Genomic DNA, 18,147 nt, shown 5'->3' on the forward strand with positions numbered 1-18,147 from the left:
GGAGATTTCCTTCAATACGTGGTGCCTTTGATGAACTAGGCAGCACTGCCGAGCACCGCTAACCTCTGATCGTCATCGCAAAAAACGGTGACACGGACGTGCAAGTCCGGTACATATCGGCGCGCAACTGCTACGCCAACGGCTCATGCTCGTATTGGCGTATTTATGGCGGCTGCGCGCGGGAGACTCTCGAGGTCTGCCGGGGTCCGATATGCCCGGTCTTGCACACCCGCGCACAGCTGCCACCTCTTCGGTGCAACGAAAGGTGCCAGCAATCACTCAATTACATATCGGAAATACAATCATGTTCAAAGTAACGCCTAATCCGCCAAAAGGCGGTCACAAATCCCGCGTCGAAAAACTCGAAGAAAAACGCCTCGAAGACGCCACCAACCGCGCCCTCGACTACTACCTCAAGCCCCATCCCGCCTCACCACCGGAACCCGACAAAGACCAGCTCTTCATCGTCTCCCCGCACATCGACACCGAAACCCTGCTCGCCAACGCCTCCGAAGACCTGCTCTCCATCAGCACCATCGCCGCCGACCTGGCCGACGACATCGACGAATCACGCCGTTGCGTCGCCCTGGCGATCAGTCGCATGGCCGATGGGGTTCAGTTGTTGGTTGAACGAGCGTTGGATCATTTGGAAACGAAGGGGGCGGCGGCGTCTGCAGCCAAGGGATAACGGATATAGAGGCAAGCTGAACCGACGCCTTCGCGAGCAGGCTCGCTCCCACAAGGTTCTGTGTCGAACCGAATCTCCAGTTCAACGCCAATCTACTGTGGGAGCGAGCCTGCTCGCGATGGCGGTGCATCAGTCGACATCAATGCCGGGGGATCACGCAATCACCGGCGCCCGCCCCCAATCCAACTGCACCGCCGCCACCGGCCGGCCAAACCAATACCCCTGCCCCAACTCACAAGCCTGGCCCAGCAGAAACGCCGCTTGCTCCTGCTGTTCTATGCCCTCGGCATGCACCTGCATGCCCATGCTATGAGCCAGGGCGATGATCACGCGGACAATCGCCACGTCGTCCTCGTCCCACGGCAACCCGGCGACAAAACCCTGGTCGATCTTGAGCTTTTGCACCGGCAAACGCTTGAGCCGCAGCAGCGATGAATACCCCGTGCCGAAGTCATCGATAGCCAAGCGCACGCCCAATTCGCGCAAGCGGTGCATCTGTTCCAGCGCCACTTCCGGATCCTCCATGACCGCACTTTCGGTCACTTCCAGTTCCAGGAGGGCCGGATCCAGGCCCGTCTCGTGCAGTACGCGGGCGACTTGCTCGTACAATTCGCGACGGGCGAACAAGCGGCTGGAGACGTTGACCGCCACGAACGACAAGACCACGCCGGCCTGCTGCCACTGGCACATCTGCCGGCAGGCCTGCTCCATGACCCAGGCATCGATCTGGGCGATCAGCCCCGTACGCTCGGCAATCGGAATGAACTCAGCCGGAGAGACCAGCCCACGCGTGGGATGCTCCCAGCGCACCAACGCCTCGACCCCGACCAGGCGGCTGGTCGCCAGGTCGTGCACCGGTTGGTAATGCACGCGCAATTCCTCTTGCTGCAGGGCGCGCCGAAGTTCGAAAGCGACCTCGACCCCTTGCTGGGCGTGAGCGGTGAGTTCTTCGGTGTACAAGGCATAGCCATCGCGCCCGCTGCTCTTGGCCTTGAACAGCGCCGAATCGGCGTTGCGCAGCAATTGCCCGGCGCTGAGAGCGTCACCGGGAAACAGGCTGATACCGATGCTGGCGTTGACAAACAAGGATTGCTCGCCGAGTTGCAACGGCTCTTTCAGGGCGTCGAGGATGCGCCGGGCCAGCGCCGCTGCCTGCCCGGGCTGCGAGCAGTTTTCCACCAGCACCGCGAACTCGTCGCCGCCCAGCCGAGCCAGGGTGATGCCCGGCGCGAACAGGTCGAGGAAGCGCTTGGCCACGCCTTTGAGCAGCTCGTCACCCACCGTATGGCCCAGGCTGTCGTTGATGTTCTTGAAATGGTCCAGGTCCAACAACAGGAGCGCGCACCCACGCTTGTGGAGCTGCGCCGAGGCCACGGCTTGCTCGGTGCGATCGGAAAACAGCAGGCGATTGGGCAGGCCGGTCAGCGGATCATGATGGGCCAGGTGCGCCAGTTCATGTTCCGAGTCCTTGATCGCGCTGATGTCGGAAAACACCGCGACGTATTGGCTGACCTCACCGTTGTCATCGACAACGGCACGGATGGTTTGCCATTGCGGATAGATTTCGCCACTTTTACGGCGATTCCAGATTTCACCGCTCCATTCGCCACGGCTGGACAGGGAGGCAAACATTTCCCGGTAGAACGCCGGGCCGTGCCGGCCGGATTTGAACAGATTGGGTTGGCGCCCCAGCACTTCGTCCCGACCATAACCGGTGATCGCCATGAACGCCCGGTTAACGTGGACGATCAGGCCCTGGCGGTCCGTGACCAGGACCCCTTCGCGGGTGCAATCGAAGACGGCGGCGGCCTGGCGCAATCGTTCGCGGTCGACGCTGCCCTCGCCCTTCTCGAAACAACGCGCGATCCGCACCCGAGCCATGAACATCAGCCCGGCGCTGACCAGTACCCAGGCATAACCGTTGATCAGTTGCCAGCGAAGCCGGTCGGCGGAATGATCGAAGAAACTGCTCAATAAATAACCAACCAGCTGCAGCCAGGCAATGGATAACACGAGGTAGAGCAGTGCCCCACGCACGGCAGCGCGGTGAGAGATGGTCATGCGGTCGTCCATGTCCCTGTAATTTGAGGGGATTATAGTGGAAGAAACATCCTGCCACTCTTATCTGAAAGGCCGACTGGTTTTATCCCTTGAGCTGGTGATAATGCAACGGCAGTTTCTATTTTTATCGAGGGCCCTACAGCCTATGTGGTACGAAGGTTTTCTTGGCTTGTCGCCCTGGTCGCTGGTGGCAGTCACCCTGCTGATGACCCACGTGACGATCATCAGCGTCACGGTCTACCTGCACCGTTATTCGGCCCACCGTTCCCTGGAACTCAACGCCGGCCTCAAACATTTCTTCCGCTTCTGGCTGTGGCTGACCACGGCACAGAACACCCGCGAGTGGACGGCCATTCACCGCAAGCACCACGCCAAATGCGAAACCGAGGATGACCCCCACAGCCCGGTCATCAAAGGCTTGTCCACGGTACTGCGCAAAGGCGCCGAGCTGTATCGCGCCGAGGCGGAAAACCCCGAAACCCTGCGCATCTATGGCAAGAACTGCCCGGAAGACTGGATCGAGCGCAACCTCTATAGCCGCTTCCCTTTGCTGGGCGTGGCGATCATGGGCGTCATCGACCTGCTGCTGTTCGGCACCATCGGCATTACCATCTGGGCCATCCAGATGATGTGGATCCCCGTCTGGGCCGCCGGCGTGGTCAACGGCCTGGGGCATGCCGTGGGTTACCGCAACTTCGAATGTCGCGACGCGGCGACCAACCTGGTGCCCTGGGGCATCCTGATCGGTGGCGAAGAGCTGCACAATAACCACCACACCTACCCCAACTCCGCCAAATTGTCGGTGCGCAAATGGGAATTCGACCTGGGCTGGGCCTGGATCAAGGTCTTCAGCTTCCTGCGCCTGGCGAAGGTCCAGCGGGTCGCGCCAATCGCCCACCGTGTCGAAGGCAAGGGCCACCTGGACATGGACACCGCCATGGCGATCCTCAACAACCGTTTCCAGATCATGGCCCAGTACCGTCGGCTGGTCATCGCGCCGCTGGTCAAGCAGGAGCTGGATAAAGTCGATCACTCGGTGCGCCACCAGTTTCATCGGGCCAAACGCCTGCTGTCACGGGAAACCAGCCTGCTGGACGATCGCCATCACCTGCGCATCCAGAACATGCTGGAGCACAGCCAGGCGCTGAAGGTGATCTACGAAAAACGCCTGGCCTTGCAGCAGATCTGGGCCAAGACCAGCAGCAACGGCCATGACATGCTCGCCGCCATCAAGGAATGGGTCCACGAGGCCGAGGCCAGTGGCATCCAGTCCCTGCGGGATTTCGCCGACCAGCTCAAGACCTACTCGCTGCGGCCTGCCACGGCCTGACACCGCAACGCCACGGCAAGGACCTGTAGGAGCGGCCGAAGGCTGCGATCTTTTGATCTTTCACTTGCGATGCAAGTGTCTGCGACAAGATCGCAGCCTCGTTGCACTCGGCAGCTCCTACGGGGCTGCGCAGCCCAACGGGGCGGTGCGACGTTTCGCTGAATCCCCTCGCCACAGGTTCAGCGTCGTCATTCCCCGCCCTTCGTCGCCTGAAAAGGAACTTCGCCCACAATCCCCTATCTCAAGAGCACTTCGCCATCCTGGCGGGCTTTGGAGTAAGCGCGTGCAAATCCATAGCAATGCACGTTCTTTGAGATTTGTGCCGATGGTCGACAAGAACCTACAGGATTCATCCCAGCCTCATTGGCCCGAAGCGGCCCAGACACTCATGGCGCTGATGCACGCCCAAGGCGAAGTGGCACGCCTGAGCGAGCGGGAGCAGTTGTTCAGTTCGTTGCTCGTCAGCGTCAATGCGGTGTTGTGGGCGTTCAATTGGGAAACCCGGCAGGTGCTGTATGTCAGCCCCGCCTACGAACGGATTTTCGGTCGGCCCGCAGGCCTGGTACTGGCGGATTACAACGAATGGCGTGACGCCATCTACCCGGACGACCTGGATTACGCCGAACGCAGCCTCGCCGAAGTGTTAGTCAAAGGTGCCGTCGAAGACCGCGAATATCGAATCATCGCCGCCGATGGGCAGATTCGCTGGCTAAGCGACAAATGCTTCATCAACCGCCAAGCCGACCCGGGACAGCCGGTGATCGTTGTCGGTATCGCCGAAGACATTACCGAGAAAAAACTGCTCGAAAGCGAACTGCAGCGGCTAGCGACCACCGATGTGCTGACCCAGAGCAGCAACCGCCGGCACTTCTTCGAGTGTGCCCATCGCGAGTTCGAGCAGGCTCGGCTGCAAGGCACGCCCATGGCGTTCCTGTTGCTGGACATCGATGATTTCAAGTTGATCAACGACACCTACGGCCATCAGGAAGGCGATACGGTATTGCAGAAAATCGCTGAAAGCGGAAGGACCGTGCTCAGGCGTGGCGACCTGTTCGGGCGGATCGGCGGCGAGGAATTTGCCGCCGTGTTTCCAGGCTGCCCACCGGACATGGCGTTGCAGGTGGCCGAGCGCCTGCAACGGGAAATCCAACGCCTGGCGTTCCGCTGCGGGGAGCAGAATTTCGGAATCACCGTCAGCCAGGGCCTGACCGGGATCACCGCCGAGGACCAGACCCTCGACAGCCTGTTCGCCCGTGCCGATGCGGCGATGTACGAGGCCAAGCGCCAGGGCAAGAACCGCATTATCGCGGCTTGAGAGCTTGCTCGTGCTCGGCTGCGCCCTGTAGGAGCTGCCGAAGGCTGCGATCTTTTGATCTTTTGATCTTTCACTTGAGACTCAAGTGTCTGGAGAAAGATCGCAGCCTCGTTGCACTCGACAGCTCCTACACAGCTCCTACACAGCTCCTACACGCGGCCAGCGGCAGCGGGCTTGTTCCCACAGAGTCAGGTGGTGGTCTTACTGGCGGCGCAACCGCATCAATTCCGGCAGCCCGATCTTCAGCAGACGCGCCGTGCGCCCCCGAGCCAGCTCTTCAAGGCCCTCATGGGATGGTAAATGGGCCATCTGCGCAGCCATGTTCATCACCAGCGCCTCGCGGGAATAAACCCCGCCGCCGAGACCATACACTGCCGCAATCAATTCTCGCAGCTCCAGCGGCAGCCGCCAGCGGGTGCGCAGCGCGGAGCCGAAACCGGCGCCGAACTGTTCAAGGGAATCCCCGACTTCCTCGGGCTCATCCAAATCGCCACCGGCCTGCGTCCACTCTTCCAGGCAGCGCAGCAGCGCCAGGTCGCCCAAGCGGTGCAGCAGGCCCGCGCAGTAACAGCGCTCCTGCTCCAGGTCCAGCATCCGGGCGATCGTCCGGGCGTATTCGGCAGTGTGCAGCGATAACTCCCAATAACGTTCGGCATAGTCCGCCAGGCACGGAACACTCAGCCTGGCACAGCGCTTGATGGTCAGGCCAAGGATCAGGTTCATGCTCTGCCCGGTACCGAGCTGGTGCAACGCCTGGGCCACGGTCTGCACCGGGCCGCCGCCCTGGTGCTGGGCAGCGCTGTTGGCTGCGGCGATCAGCACGGCGGTGATCTGCGGGTCGGTGCGGATTTCTTCTTCCAGCAGCTTCAGATCCAGCCCACCGGGATTGAGGCTGCGCTTGATCGCCACTTGCACATCGGTCATCAACGGCGCGCCTTCGGCCAGGTCCCGTCGGCGCTCAAGGAACGTTGCCAACGTCAGCCCCGGTCCCGGGGTTGGCGCGGGATTGGAAGTGTCTTCGCCGCTCAATAGCAGGCCCTGCAAACGCTGGGTCAGGTTCTCGCGGTTCAAGGGCTTGGTCAGGTACGCCGTCGGCGCCAGTGGCAAGACCTCGCGCACGCTGGCGCTGTCGTTGCGGCGGCTCACCAGGATGAACGGCAACGCCGGTGTACGGTGCTGCTGGCGCAAGCTGCGCAAAATGCTCAGGCCATCGACACCTGGCAACTCCCAGTCGGCGATCACCAGGTCATAGGGGTGATGCGCCAGCAATTCCAGGGCCTGCCGTCCCTCGTCGCAGGTGTCCACCCGGGCATCGCAACGCACCCCCGACAAGACCTGTTCAAGCAGCTCCCTGGACGCTGGATCGGCCTCGGCGATCAGCACACGCGGTACAGCAGGTAAATCCACAGCAGTCATGCCGCATCGCTCCCTTGCAATACATGCACCTTAGACAATTGCGGCCGTTCCAGACAGTCCAAAAACACCGCCCCCTTTCCTCGGGCATGAAAAAACCCGCCGAAGCGGGTTTTTTGTGGATCAACGCACAGCTTAAGGCTCTTGAATATCAGAGCTCGGAGAAGCACTCTTCGATGATCGCCAGGCCTTTGTCCAGTTGCTCGTCTGGCGAAGTCAGCGGCACCAGCACCCGCAGGACGTTGCCGTAAGTGCCGCAGGACAGCAGGATCAAGCCCTTGTCACGGGCCTTGGCGACGACTTGCGCCACCGCGGCAGCGTTCGGCTTGTGGCTGTCGCCATTTTCGAACAGTTCCACGGCGATCATCGCGCCCAGGGCACGTACTTCACCGATCACCGGGTATTTCTTCTGGATAGCCTTGAGGCCAGTCACCAGGCGCTCGCCCACGGCCTTGCAGCGATCCAGCAGGTGTTCTTCTTCGAACACTTCCATCACCGCCAGCGCTGCGGCGCAAGCGATCGGGCTACCCGCATAGGTCCCGCCCAGGCCACCTGGCGCGATGGCATCCATGTACTCGGCCTTGCCGCACACACCGGCCAGCGGGAAGCCGCCAGCGATGGACTTGGCGAAGGTGGTCAGGTCGGCGGCAACGCCCATCTGTTCCATGGCGAAGAAGGTGCCGGTACGGCCGGCACCGGTCTGCACTTCGTCAGCGATCAGCAGGATGCCGTGCTGGTCGCACAGGGCGCGCAGGCGCTTCATGAATTCCTTCGGCGCTACATAGAAACCACCCTCGCCCTGGACGGGCTCGATGATGATGGCGGCGATGTCGCGTGGCTCGGCGTCGTTCTTGAAGATCCGCTCGATGCTGGCGATGGAATCATCGATGCTCACACCGTGCAGTTCGTTCGGGTACAGCGCGCGGAAGATGCCGCCGGGCATCAGGCCCATGCCGGCCGAGTACGGCACGACTTTACCGGTCAGGCCCAGGGTCATCATGGTGCGACCGTGGTAGGCGCCGGTAAAGGCAATCACACCGGCGCGGCCAGTGGCGGCGCGGGCGATTTTCACCGCGTTTTCCACCGCTTCGGAACCGGTGGTGACCAGCAGGGTCTTCTTGGCGAAATCACCAGGCACCTTGGCGTTGATTTTTTCGCACAGTTCCACGTACGGCTCGTAGGCCAGGACCTGGAAGCAGGTGTGAGTCAACTTGTTCAGCTGTTCGGTCACGGCGGCGATGATTTTCGGGTGCACGTGGCCGGTGTTCAGCACGGCGATACCACCGGCGAAGTCGATGAATTCACGGCCTTCAACGTCAGTTACCGTAGCGTTCTTCGCCGATTCGGCGAAGATCGGGTGAATCTGGCCGACGCCACGTGGAACAGCGGCGGTACGGCGGGCCATCAAGTCAGCGTTAGTCTTGCTCATTACAGTCCTCATTCGCCGCTCATCGGTCGGCGTGGCTCAAGGAATACATGGCGGGGAGGCAACTGCGACAGCATGCGATGATCGACTGCCGCAGCGTTCCGGCCACAAGAAACAGAACGGGTGAAACGCGCAAAGGGACAGCGCTCTCGTGCCCCTTGCGCTTGAAGCGGGATCAGATACCCAGGCAGAGGTATTTGATTTCCAGGTAGTCCTCGATGCCGTACTTGGAACCTTCACGGCCCAGGCCCGAAGCCTTGATGCCGCCGAACGGCGCGACCTCGTTGGAAATCAACCCGGTATTGACGCCGACCATGCCGTATTCCAGGGCCTCGGCCACACGGAACACACGGCCCAGGTCACGGGCATAGAAGTACGAAGCCAGGCCGAACTCGGTGTCGTTGGACATCGCGATCACTTCGGCTTCGTCTTTGAAGCGGAACAACGGCGCCAGCGGGCCGAAGGTTTCTTCCTTCGCCACGGCGGCGTTTTTCGGTACGTTGGTCAGGATGGTCGGCTCGAAGAAGTTGCCTTCCATCTGCTTGCCGCCCGCCAGCACGGTCGCACCTTTGCCGACGGCATCGGCGATGTGTTCCTGGACCTTGGCGACGGCTTTTTCATCGATCAGCGGGCCGGTGGTGGTGCCATCTTCCAGACCGTTGCCGATCTTGAGCTTGGCCACTGCGACCTTGAGTTTTTCGGCGAACGCGTCGTACACCGAATCCTGGATGTACAAGCGGTTGGCGCAGACGCAGGTCTGGCCGTTGTTGCGGTATTTGGAAATGATCGCGCCTTCGACGGCCTTATCCAGGTCGGCGTCGTCGAACACGATGAACGGCGCGTTGCCGCCCAGTTCCAGGGAAACCTTCTTGATGTCCTTGGCGCATTCGGCCATCAACTGGCGACCGATCTCGGTCGAGCCGGTGAAGGACAGCTTGCGCACGATCGGGTTGCTGGTCAGCTCGCCGCCGATGTCGCCGGCGCTGCCGGTGACCACGCTCAGCACGCCTTGCGGAATGCCCGCACGGTGCGCCAGTTCAACCAGGGCCAGGGCCGAGAACGGGGTTTGCGAAGCGGGCTTGATGACCATGGTGCAACCGGCAGCCAGGGCCGGGCCGGCCTTGCGGGTGATCATCGCCGCCGGGAAGTTCCACGGGGTAATGGCCGCGGTCACGCCGATCGGCTGCTTGATCACGATCAGGCGCTTGTCGGGCTGGTGGCCAGGAATCACATCACCGTAGATGCGCTTGGCTTCTTCGGCGAACCATTCGATAAACGAAGCGGCGTAGACGATTTCGCCCTTGGCTTCGGCCAATGGCTTGCCCTGCTCCAGCGTCATCAGGCGACCCAGGTCGTCCTGGTTCTCGATCAGCAATTCGTACCAACGGCGCAGCTTGTTGGCGCGCTCCTTGGCGGTCAACGCACGCCAGGCCGGCAGCGCCTTGTCGGCGGCTTCAATCGCACGACGGGTTTCGGCAGCGCCCATCTTCGGCACCGTGCCCAGCACTTCGCCCGTTGCCGGGTTGGTGACCTTGATCGTCTGACCATTGTCCGCATCGACCCAAGCGCCATCGATAAAGGCTTGCTGGCGGAACAACTGGGTGTCTTTAAGCTGCATGTCGGCTTTCCTTAACAGCACCGCGCGCGCGCGGAGCGAATTAGAGTTGTAGAAAGGCGCCTTATGGGCTGCCGTCAGGGAAATCATTCACCGGGCTGAAGCACAGAAATAACGCACATAAGCACAGACGTGCGGTTCAGCACCCAGACAAGAGCGTTTGAAATCTCAAACGAATCCTAGGGCCGATGGGGTTCGAGGACAATAGTCTGTTCGAAAAAAAGAACGAAAAAGCCGCATTTGCCTGTTTTTTCTGATCAGCGTAGTCAACAGCCGCCGAGCGAGGCAGAAACAAACGGCAAATCAGCAGCATGGACGCCTGCCATGCTTATGAGTATCATGGCGCCCGCGTTGCACCAGTAGCTCAGCTGGATAGAGTACTGCCCTCCGAAGGCAGGGGTCGTGGGTTCGAATCCCGCCTGGTGCACCATACATGGAAAATCGAAAAGCCCCAGTCCTCGCGGATTGGGGCTTTTTTGTGGGCGCGAAATTTTCCGTATCGAACGTCGTTGATATCGATCACGACCCACGACGAGTCTTGTTACAAAACGCTCCTCATCTGAGTGTGGTGAGAATGGCAAAGTCATCTCCCGCTTCTCGACAATTTCAAGCCCGGCACAACATTTCAAAATGCCGTTGACCTGTATGTTTTCGACAAGAAACTCCGCCTCTTGACCCTGGATGCTCTGGAACGCATCGAAATCGCCCTGCGGGTGGACATCTCTCATGGCTTGGGGAGGCACGAGAAATTCGCCTATCTAAAGCCTGAGCTGTTCCACGAAAGTTTCTCTACGCAGTTGGACGGTCAGACTGGATTAACCAAACATCATGCGTGGATAGGTAAACACGCCGCGTTAATCAATCGCTCGAAGGAAGATTTTATTCGGCACAATAAAGAAAAAATACGGCCTTCCCCTCGCCGTCTGGGTGGCGTGCGAAGTTTGGGACTTCGGTGCGTTATCGACCCTTTATGCGGGCATGACCGAAATCGATCAAGATGCCATATCTCGAGAGTACGGCATCAGTAATGGCCGGATCTTCGCCACGTGGCTCCGCAGCCTGAATTACCTGCGAAACGTATGTGCCCATCATAGTCGCCTGTGGAACCGGAACATAGCCGATCAACCGAAGCTGCCCCCTGTAGAGCAGGCGCCTTCATTAAGCGCGTTCCATGACGACACGCACGCACGTGCACGCCCGTTCCTGCTTTTGTGCATCACCCAGCATCTGATGAAAACCATCAATCCCTCATCAAGTTGGGGGCAGAGGTTGAAGGCTCTGCTGGAGGATGATTTTCCAGATTTGTCCCGCCTCGGTCTTAATTTGGAGGGCATGGGCGTCGATAATGATTGGCAGAAGCGTGACTGGTGAGGAAAAAATTCAGACAATAAAAAACCCCTGAGCAGTATCAGCGCCGAAGCGCATCAACCGACAGGGGCCGTGTTGCGAGCAATTATAGAGATCAGAAGTCTCCCGTCAACCACCCGCCAGCCATGACGGCCTCACCAGCAATCGCCGTTCTAAGACTGGATATTTCAGGTCGCCGTTTCGCGCTGTCAGGAAACAGGCGTAGCGGGTCAGGGCAGTATCGTCGACAGCCTACCGCTGCGAGCCAGAACCGAGGCTGACCATTTTCGTGACATCACGAAAATGGTCTCCAATCAGATGCCCCACATGCCCCTCATTTCCTTAAGCCCTGAATCACTCCATGAGGATCGTCTATCTCGCTCCAGGCAGTACCATCGAGTTCTTTGAGCTGAGTAACCGCACAGCGCAAAGAGACTCTCTCAAGCCTCTCGTAGGATTGAATGAACATTCTTCGCAGGCGCCAGCCACCCCTGTGGCCGACTTTCCCACTCCCCTGCACCATGGACACGGGTGGAGATGAACAACAGCTTGCCCAAGTGTTCTGCCAATACCGCATCGGCTTCACAAAGAAAATTTTCGCCACCGCTGCCCTCAAGCAGAACAGGAACCGTCTCGCCCTCGCCACCAACAGAATACAGACGTCCCTGGACGCTACCTTGCTTGATGATAACCATGGGCGAGGGCCTTTACGTTTGGGGGTTAAGTAGCGGACGCTACCTTGTGTGCAAGATACCATTCACTCAATCCGGCTCCATCAAGACGACATGCAGCAGACACGTCTTGCATGCAGCCCCATGCACGAGCGCCTACTGACTACAGTTACAATCTGCCAGCACCATCGACATTACGACTCACCACTTCCAGCAAATCCGAGCCTTCTCGCAGCAGTAAATACGCCGCGTTGGTAAATCGATACAAATCCCCATCGTCGATGCCCTTGATCGTGACAGAAGTGATGCTTTCCAAAAGGTCGGTCCCGGCCTTGATGCGGCTGAGCGCACTGTCAATCAGCATCGCGGTGGGCATCTGGCTGTCGATCAATAGGACGGGACAATCGGGATTGTTGGTTTGCAATGGGATGTAATGCGACATGTGCTGACTCCTTGTCAGGCGAACCGATGAATTGATAGAGCCGGCAACGGCACCAAAACTGCGCGCTGCTCCATCCGTCGATTCAGTAGATCATTGAGAAGCAGATATCCGAAAAACAGATATAGCGTTTAGGGCGCGCCCCATGGATACCACCATGGCCGAAGCGATCCACAGACCTCCATCTGCCCACTTAAGGTTTGGAGGAGACATTGTCGCTCGGCCTGTAGGAGCTGCCGAGCGGAGCGAGGCTGCGATCTTTCCCCTGACGCTTGAATCTCAAGCGAAAGATCAAAAGATCGTCCGAGCGCGGCCCGAGCCTTCGGCAGCTCCTACAGCGCAGCCCAGCGGGAGCAAGCGCCCTCGCCACAGACGTCGTGCCAGCTTTTGGTGGCCGCCGATTTCAACGCTGACGCAACGCCTCCAACCGCGCCGGCAGGTCTTCCTCGGGGAAACGCTTGTGCAGCGCCAGCAGCTTCTCATCGGCGACCTTGCTGTCACCCGCCTCGCGCAAACGCAGGATTTCTATCAAGCCTTGTTCCAGCGACGGCTGCGCAGCCGGTGCGGCCTTGCTCATTTTCGCGGCGGGCTTTTCCAGCAGGGCCTGGTCAGCGCTTGCCGGAGCTCGGGCCAACTCGCCCTGGGGCGCCATGCGGACGATCGGCGCGGGCGCGGGCATGGCTGGTGGTGGTGCGGCGGCGACAGCGGGCTCTTGTTGGTCGGCGGAAAATTCCATCGACGCGGGTGCGGCCAACTCGTCGTGGGGCACGGGCGAGCGCAGCACCAGCCCGATCATCAGCGCCACACCGGCGACCGTGGCGAATGCCATCTGCCAGCGCGGTCGCTGACAGGCGTGCAACCAGCGCTGCCACAGGCTCGGCGCAGGCGTCGGGGCTTCACGGCGAGCGGCGGCCAGGATAAAGGCGTCCAGGGAGGCCGGCGGTTCGCCGCCGGCGTGTTGCCGAAAATGCTCGATCAACATTTCGTCGTCGGCATCCGGGGTATGTTTGCGGTCGATCATGCGGGTACCTCCTCGGCCAACAGTCGATGCAATTTCTGTTGGGCGTAACGCAAGCGGCTTTTCACCGTTTCCAGCGGGACGCCGATCAGCAAGGCGATCTGCGGCAACGCCAGGTCGCCGTGCAGGCGCAGCAGGAAAACTTCTCGCTGATCCTCGGGCAAGGCCTGCAACGCGGCATCGAGACGCGCCTGGTCGCGGCTCAAGCTCAACTGCTGCTCGGGGCTGCTGGCGTCGTCGGGCTGGACGTGCAGCTGTTCGTCATAGCTGTCGTGCAACGGGTTGTGGACACCGTGTTTGCGCCAGTGGTCAATCAACCGGTTGCGGGCAATCTGGAACAACCAGGTACGAAAACTCGCCCGGCCTTGTGGCTGGGTGGTGCTGCGGATCAGGCTGAGCCAGGTCTCCTGGAAGACTTCCTCGGCCAGTTCGGCCTTGTTGCTCAAGGACACGAGAAAACGATAAAGCCCCTGCCGATGGCGGGCGTACAGGGCTTCGAAAGCAGCCCCGTCGCCATTGCGGTAGCGGGCCAGCAGCGATTCGTCGCTAGGTGAATCAAGCGCTGCGGACATATCCGTGTCGAACTCCTTTCGCTGATCAAGGTGCAGGCTTGAAGCTCTGCGCAAGTTCCACCAACTGCACAAACTCGGCGCGCAAGCCGAATGGGTCATCGCCACGAGCCGAGCGCGCCAGTTGGGCGGTGTCCTTCAGGCTCATCGTCCCAGTGTAGCGTCCATCGCCCTTGAGCTGCTGGGCGAAGGCCGCCACGGATGCCGCGAAGCGCAGGTCATCACTGGGTTGTTTTTCGCTCTGCGCACTGGCAATGGGATGCTCGATCAAGCGACTGCTGCCGCCCTCGACCGGTTTGTAGCGTACACGCAGCATCGCCAGTTCACCGGACTTGCCTTCAGACTTCGGCGCGTTGCCATAACGCAGAGGCTCCAACCAGCCCGGCTCGCCCTTCGGCACAATTTCATACAACGCCGTCACCGTGTGTCCTGCACCGATCTCACCCGCGTCGACCTTGTCGTTGTTGAAATCCTCACGCTTGAGTGCGCGGTTTTCATAGCCCAACAAGCGATATTCGCTGACCTGGGCCGGGTTGAATTCCACTTGCAACTTCACGTCCCGCGCCACCACGGCCAAGGTGGAGCTGAGTTGGTCCACCAGGACCTTGCGCGCTTCGAGCAGGTTATCGATGTAGGCGTAGTTACCATCGCCAGCGTCGGCCAATTGCTCCATCAAGTGTTCGTTGTAGTTATCCACCCCGAAGCCCAGCGTCGTCAGGGAAACGCCGCTCTTGCGCTGATCCGTCGCCATCTGCTTGAGGCTGTCGAAGTCGCTGATGCCGACGTTGAAGTCGCCATCGGTGGCCAGCAGGATGCGGTTGATGCCCTTGTCGATGAAGCTCTCTCGGGCCATCTGGTAGGCCAGCTCGATGCCCGATGCACCTGCGGTTGAGCCGCCGGCGTTCAACTGGTCGATGGCATTACGGATCTTCACCTTGTCTCGACCCGAGGTCGGCGTGAGGACCACCCGGGATTCGCCGGCATAGACCACCAGGGACACGCGGTCCTGGTCGCGCAATTGATCCACCAGCAGTTTCAGCGTGCTCTTGACCAGCGGCAGGCCTTCACGCCGGTCCATGGAACCGGACACATCCACCAGGAACACCAGGTTGGCCGGGGCTAGCTCCGCCGCGGCGCGGTCGGATGCCTTGATGCCGATGCGCAATAAACGGGTATGAGGATTCCACGGCGAGGGTGCGACTTCAGTGGTGACACCAAACGGCGAGCCATCGGTGGGCAAGGCGTAGTGATAAGGGAAGTAATTGACCATCTCCTCCAAGCGCACGGCGCCCTCGGGCGGCAGGCTGCCCTGGTTGAGGAGGCGTCGCACATTGGCGTAGCTGCCGGTGTCGACGTCCACGCTGAAGGTTGAGACTGGCGTTTCGGCGACGCTGTGGACGGGGTTGTCCGGCAGCTTTTCGTACTGTTCGCGGGGCTCGGCACGGTAACCCGCGGCAATGGAATCGTTCGCCACGCTTGGGGCAGGCATCGATGCCGGTTTCATGAGCATGCGCTTGACCGTCGACTGACGCACTTCGGCGATCTCGCCTTGCGGCACGACGCTGGGTGCCACGGCCGCCGGTTCGGACGGCGTGGCAGTTTCCCGGGACGAAGACATCCCACAACCGGCCAACGTCACCAGCATCGTGACAGCAAAGCCTTGGGCGGCGGGACGCATGAAAGAAAGTGGACGGGACATGGGCTGAACCTCGTGAATGGATGATCCGTACGCAAGGTCAGACGCAGGGCAGCTGCGGTTCGGGTTAACCGGTGGACATTATTTTTCCGGCGACTGACAACCTTCGCCATTTTGCTCTCCAGCCTCTTGATACCGTTCCGCTTTTCCCTCAAGTTACCGCCCCCCGAGTCGAGACACTAAAGTGCCATCAACCTTATAAGGACATTCCGTGTTCAAAACGTTCCTCAAGGCCACCGCCCTGGTCGCCACCCTGTCGATGACCGGCTGCGTGTCATACACCGTCACCGGCCCGGTGGGCGCGCCACAGCACCCTGCCCCTGTCAGCAGCCCACGTATCGCACAAATTGCCGATGTCGCCGTGACCGCCCCCGATGTCAACGATGCCACCCGCACGGCCATCAGCCGCTCGCTCACCGCCCAGCTCAATCAGTACGTGCAGACCGGCGGCTACTTCAAGCAGGTCACCGAATACCCGACACGCCTGGGCGAGAATGACGTGTTGCTCAAGTTCGACATGACCTCCCTCAAAGGCCATCGCGCTCCGCATCCGGGCTATTTCCCCGGCGCGTTGCTGACCCTGACCATCTGGATCTGGGTGAACGGTCCTATCTACGTCGACAGTTTCGACGTCGCTGGGAACCTGACCATTGTCGATCGCGACGGCAAGGAACTGGCGACCGCCAAGGAAGAGATCAAGCTTGAACGCAACGTAGGCCTGTATGGCCGCGAATACTGGGCACCGACCATGGGGGCACAGCAATTGAATCAGCTGGTAGCGCAGCTGATGGACAACGCCACGGCGCGCCTGGCCAAGCAATAATTTCTAGGAGCAGGACACCATGGACTTCATCAAACACAGTTTCATATTGGCCGCCGTGCTGCTGACGGGTTGCGTGTCTTACTCGCAACACGAGTTGCCGGACGTTAAAACCTGGCCGCCTGCCGCGGCCACCCCAGCCTCCAAGCCAACCGCCTTCGTGCGCACCACTGCGCAGAACCAGGTCAACGGTGGCCCGGCCGTCGCTGCCTCGGGCGCCCAGGCCACCACGTGGGAAAGCTCGGTGGCCGAGACTTTCCGGGACTCCGGACGTTTTGCACGGGTCAGCACCGACAAGGTCGAATCAGATATCTACGCCGAAGCCACCTTGCGAAACAATGAACAGTTCAGCATGGCTTCGGCCATCATCACCGGCGCGACCTTCTTCGTCATCCCGTCCACCGCCGAGAATACTTTTACGCTCGAAACCGTGTTCAAGGACAAGGACGGCAAGGAACTGGGACGCGTGCAGAAGAGCGAATCGGTGCGCACCTGGATGCACTTGGTGCTGATCTTCGGTATTCCGTTCCAGCAGGACACTCGTGACGTCGTGCAGGCGCTGACACGCAGCACCTTGGAAGAGGCAGTGCAGCGGCGGTTGCTGTAACCAAGCATGATTGGCGAGGGATGTTTCCCTCGCCAGCAGAAGCCGCCCTGACGGATTGGCTCACTCAGCCCCGAGTTCCACCACTGTTTTCCCTTGCCCCCGCCCCTCCGCGACCTGAGCGAAGGCTTCGTTGACGTCTCCAAGGCCAAACCGGGTCTGATCCACCTTGATCCGCAGCGCCCCAGCCTCAACCAGCGCCGCCGCCTCCCGCAAGATATGACCGTGATGCGCACGGCCCTTTCCGGTCAGCAGCGGCATCAAGGTAAACACCCCGGAGTAACTGGCCCCCCGGAACGACAAGGGCGCGAGGCTGTGCTGGCCCCAGCCCAGGCAACTGAGCACATGACCGGTGTAGGTCTTCACTGCGTTGAACGAAGCATCAAGCGTCGCGCCGCCCACGGTGTCGTAGACGATGTCGAAACCTTCGCCGTCCGTGTGCAGGCGGACGTAGCTGTCGGTGTCCTGGGCCCGGTAATCGATGGGCGTTGCGCCCAGCTCGCGGATGAAATCCAGGCTGCTGGCCGAGCCGGTGGCATAAACGTCGGCGCCCCGGGCCTTGGCGATCTGCACGGCGATTTGTCCGACGCCGCCTGCGCCGCCATGGATCAATACCTGTTGGCCGGGACGGACATTGGCTCGATCGACCAGTCCTTCCCAGGCCGTGATGAACGCCAAGGGCAAGGCTGCCGCTTCGCGCATGCTCAATGCGCGGGGCTTTGGCGCGACCAGTTGTGCATCGACGACGATGTATTCGGCCAATGCACCTTGAGCGCCACCGATCCCACCGGCCATGCCGAACACTTCATCGCCGATAGCGAAATCGACAACGGCTTCGCCCAACGCAACGACAACGCCCGCCAGGTCGATGCCCAGGACGGCGGGAAGCGGTTGCCGGGCATGGCCCCCCGCTCCCGCCGCGATTTTGGTATCCAGCGGATTGATCCCGGCAGCGTGCACTCGGATCAGGAGCTGTCCCTTGCCAGGAGTGGGCCGGGCAATGTGGCGGACGATCAACGGGGCCTGAGCGGTTTCAGCGACGGCGGCAAACATGGTGTTGTTCATGACGGTAAACCTCCAGTGAGTGGGCAGGTTCATCATCGGCGCGCCGATGCATTCCGATAAGTCAGCAATA

At 60.6% G+C, this 18,147-nt stretch carries 17 protein-coding genes and 1 tRNA gene; 8 read left to right on the forward strand and 10 right to left on the reverse strand.

The window, feature by feature from the left end:
• The first annotated feature begins 304 nt into the window (after positions 1-304).
• Positions 305-688, forward strand: coding sequence for a DUF6124 family protein (locus tag M8Q45_RS23950; protein ID WP_249876659.1), 384 nt, complete (start codon positions 305-307; stop codon positions 686-688).
• Positions 689-841: 153 nt separating this feature from the next.
• Here the strand turns inward: M8Q45_RS23950 and dibA are convergent, their stop codons facing one another.
• Complete coding sequence (gene dibA, locus M8Q45_RS23955) at positions 842-2,749, reverse strand: phosphodiesterase DibA (protein WP_249876660.1); 1,908 nt, start codon at positions 2,747-2,749, stop codon at positions 842-844.
• 145 nt (positions 2,750-2,894) lie between these two features.
• On the opposite strand from dibA, the gene desA reads away from it, so the two are divergent.
• Both desA and M8Q45_RS23965 read left to right on the forward strand, forming a co-directional pair.
• Positions 2,895-4,079, forward strand: coding sequence for a delta-9 fatty acid desaturase DesA (gene desA, locus M8Q45_RS23960; RefSeq protein WP_249876661.1), 1,185 nt, complete (start codon positions 2,895-2,897; stop codon positions 4,077-4,079).
• Positions 4,080-4,404: 325 nt separating this feature from the next.
• Positions 4,405-5,394, forward strand: a complete 990-nt coding sequence (locus M8Q45_RS23965) for a GGDEF domain-containing protein (RefSeq protein WP_030142191.1) — start codon at positions 4,405-4,407, stop codon at positions 5,392-5,394.
• A 201-nt stretch (positions 5,395-5,595) separates the two neighbouring features.
• On the opposite strand, the gene M8Q45_RS23970 is transcribed toward M8Q45_RS23965, so the two are convergent.
• The 3 genes from M8Q45_RS23970 to gabD all read right to left on the reverse strand — a co-directional run bounded on the left by M8Q45_RS23970 (position 5,596) and on the right by gabD (position 9,851).
• The gene (locus M8Q45_RS23970) at positions 5,596-6,810 is read right to left on the reverse strand and encodes an HDOD domain-containing protein (protein ID WP_249876662.1); all 1,215 of its coding nucleotides are present in this window, start codon (positions 6,808-6,810) and stop codon (positions 5,596-5,598) included.
• A gap of 148 nt (positions 6,811-6,958) precedes the next feature.
• Entirely contained in the window at positions 6,959-8,236 is a 1,278-nt protein-coding gene (gene gabT, locus M8Q45_RS23975; RefSeq protein WP_249876663.1) for a 4-aminobutyrate--2-oxoglutarate transaminase, read from the reverse strand.
• 172 nt (positions 8,237-8,408) lie between these two features.
• A complete protein-coding gene (gene gabD, locus M8Q45_RS23980) occupies positions 8,409-9,851 on the reverse strand; it encodes an NADP-dependent succinate-semialdehyde dehydrogenase (protein WP_249876664.1) in 1,443 nt (480 codons plus the stop codon).
• A 350-nt stretch (positions 9,852-10,201) separates the two neighbouring features.
• Here gabD and M8Q45_RS23985 point away from each other — a divergent pair.
• The 3 genes from M8Q45_RS23985 to M8Q45_RS28440 all read left to right on the forward strand — a co-directional run bounded on the left by M8Q45_RS23985 (position 10,202) and on the right by M8Q45_RS28440 (position 11,219).
• A tRNA-Arg gene (locus M8Q45_RS23985) sits at positions 10,202-10,278 on the forward strand.
• A 211-nt stretch (positions 10,279-10,489) separates the two neighbouring features.
• Positions 10,490-10,876, forward strand: a complete 387-nt coding sequence (locus M8Q45_RS28435) for an Abi family protein (protein WP_283939246.1) — start codon at positions 10,490-10,492, stop codon at positions 10,874-10,876.
• Entirely contained in the window at positions 10,776-11,219 is a 444-nt protein-coding gene (locus tag M8Q45_RS28440) for an Abi family protein (RefSeq protein WP_349654634.1), read from the forward strand. Before M8Q45_RS28435 ends, M8Q45_RS28440 begins: the two co-directional genes overlap by 101 nt.
• Before the next feature lie 416 nt (positions 11,220-11,635).
• Here M8Q45_RS28440 and M8Q45_RS23995 read toward each other — a convergent pair whose 3' ends face one another.
• From M8Q45_RS23995 to M8Q45_RS24015, 5 genes are all read right to left on the reverse strand, one after another.
• Positions 11,636-11,890, reverse strand: a complete 255-nt coding sequence (locus M8Q45_RS23995; RefSeq protein ID WP_249876665.1) for a hypothetical protein — start codon at positions 11,888-11,890, stop codon at positions 11,636-11,638.
• Between the two features lie 145 nt (positions 11,891-12,035).
• Complete coding sequence (locus tag M8Q45_RS24000; protein WP_063323512.1) at positions 12,036-12,308, reverse strand: hypothetical protein; 273 nt, start codon at positions 12,306-12,308, stop codon at positions 12,036-12,038.
• A gap of 400 nt (positions 12,309-12,708) precedes the next feature.
• Positions 12,709-13,326, reverse strand: a complete 618-nt coding sequence (locus tag M8Q45_RS24005; protein WP_249876666.1) for a hypothetical protein — start codon at positions 13,324-13,326, stop codon at positions 12,709-12,711.
• On the reverse strand, positions 13,323-13,895 hold the full coding sequence (locus M8Q45_RS24010; protein ID WP_249876667.1) for an RNA polymerase sigma factor: 573 nt from the start codon (positions 13,893-13,895) through the stop codon (positions 13,323-13,325). Before M8Q45_RS24010 ends, M8Q45_RS24005 begins: the two co-directional genes overlap by 4 nt.
• Before the next feature lie 25 nt (positions 13,896-13,920).
• Complete coding sequence (locus M8Q45_RS24015; RefSeq protein ID WP_249876668.1) at positions 13,921-15,591, reverse strand: vWA domain-containing protein; 1,671 nt, start codon at positions 15,589-15,591, stop codon at positions 13,921-13,923.
• Positions 15,592-15,847: 256 nt separating this feature from the next.
• On the opposite strand from M8Q45_RS24015, the gene M8Q45_RS24020 reads away from it, so the two are divergent.
• Both M8Q45_RS24020 and M8Q45_RS24025 read left to right on the forward strand, forming a co-directional pair.
• A complete protein-coding gene (locus tag M8Q45_RS24020; protein ID WP_283939247.1) occupies positions 15,848-16,411 on the forward strand; it encodes a hypothetical protein in 564 nt (187 codons plus the stop codon).
• A 19-nt stretch (positions 16,412-16,430) separates the two neighbouring features.
• A complete protein-coding gene (locus M8Q45_RS24025; RefSeq protein ID WP_249876670.1) occupies positions 16,431-17,015 on the forward strand; it encodes a hypothetical protein in 585 nt (194 codons plus the stop codon).
• Positions 17,016-17,075: 60 nt separating this feature from the next.
• On the opposite strand, the gene M8Q45_RS24030 is transcribed toward M8Q45_RS24025, so the two are convergent.
• Positions 17,076-18,077, reverse strand: coding sequence for a zinc-dependent alcohol dehydrogenase family protein (locus M8Q45_RS24030; protein WP_249876671.1), 1,002 nt, complete (start codon positions 18,075-18,077; stop codon positions 17,076-17,078).
• Between the last annotated feature and the right edge of the window lie 70 nt (positions 18,078-18,147).

It is taken from the genome of Pseudomonas sp. T1.Ur (genome assembly GCF_023516725.1).
GTDB lineage: Bacteria > Pseudomonadota > Gammaproteobacteria > Pseudomonadales > Pseudomonadaceae > Aquipseudomonas > Aquipseudomonas alvandae.

Excerpts from the sequence above, each read along its gene's own strand:
- gabD (WP_249876664.1), bottom strand. The coding sequence starts at position 9,851 with ATGCAGCTTAAAGACACCCAGTTGTTCCGCCAGCAAGCCTTTATCGAT.
- M8Q45_RS24005 (WP_249876666.1), bottom strand. The coding sequence starts at position 13,326 with ATGATCGACCGCAAACATACCCCGGATGCCGACGACGAAATGTTGATC.
- dibA (WP_249876660.1), bottom strand. The coding sequence starts at position 2,749 with ATGACCATCTCTCACCGCGCTGCCGTGCGTGGGGCACTGCTCTACCTC.
- M8Q45_RS23950 (WP_249876659.1), top strand. The coding sequence starts at position 305 with ATGTTCAAAGTAACGCCTAATCCGCCAAAAGGCGGTCACAAATCCCGC.
- gabT (WP_249876663.1), bottom strand. The coding sequence starts at position 8,236 with ATGAGCAAGACTAACGCTGACTTGATGGCCCGCCGTACCGCCGCTGTT.
- M8Q45_RS24015 (WP_249876668.1), bottom strand. The coding sequence starts at position 15,591 with ATGTCCCGTCCACTTTCTTTCATGCGTCCCGCCGCCCAAGGCTTTGCT.
- M8Q45_RS24025 (WP_249876670.1), top strand. The coding sequence starts at position 16,431 with ATGGACTTCATCAAACACAGTTTCATATTGGCCGCCGTGCTGCTGACG.
- M8Q45_RS24000 (WP_063323512.1), bottom strand. The coding sequence starts at position 12,308 with ATGTCGCATTACATCCCATTGCAAACCAACAATCCCGATTGTCCCGTC.
- M8Q45_RS23965 (WP_030142191.1), top strand. The coding sequence starts at position 4,405 with ATGGTCGACAAGAACCTACAGGATTCATCCCAGCCTCATTGGCCCGAA.
- M8Q45_RS24010 (WP_249876667.1), bottom strand. The coding sequence starts at position 13,895 with ATGTCCGCAGCGCTTGATTCACCTAGCGACGAATCGCTGCTGGCCCGC.
- M8Q45_RS23970 (WP_249876662.1), bottom strand. The coding sequence starts at position 6,810 with ATGACTGCTGTGGATTTACCTGCTGTACCGCGTGTGCTGATCGCCGAG.
- desA (WP_249876661.1), top strand. The coding sequence starts at position 2,895 with ATGTGGTACGAAGGTTTTCTTGGCTTGTCGCCCTGGTCGCTGGTGGCA.
- M8Q45_RS24020 (WP_283939247.1), top strand. The coding sequence starts at position 15,848 with ATGACCGGCTGCGTGTCATACACCGTCACCGGCCCGGTGGGCGCGCCA.
- M8Q45_RS24030 (WP_249876671.1), bottom strand. The coding sequence starts at position 18,077 with ATGAACAACACCATGTTTGCCGCCGTCGCTGAAACCGCTCAGGCCCCG.
- M8Q45_RS23995 (WP_249876665.1), bottom strand. The coding sequence starts at position 11,890 with ATGGTTATCATCAAGCAAGGTAGCGTCCAGGGACGTCTGTATTCTGTT.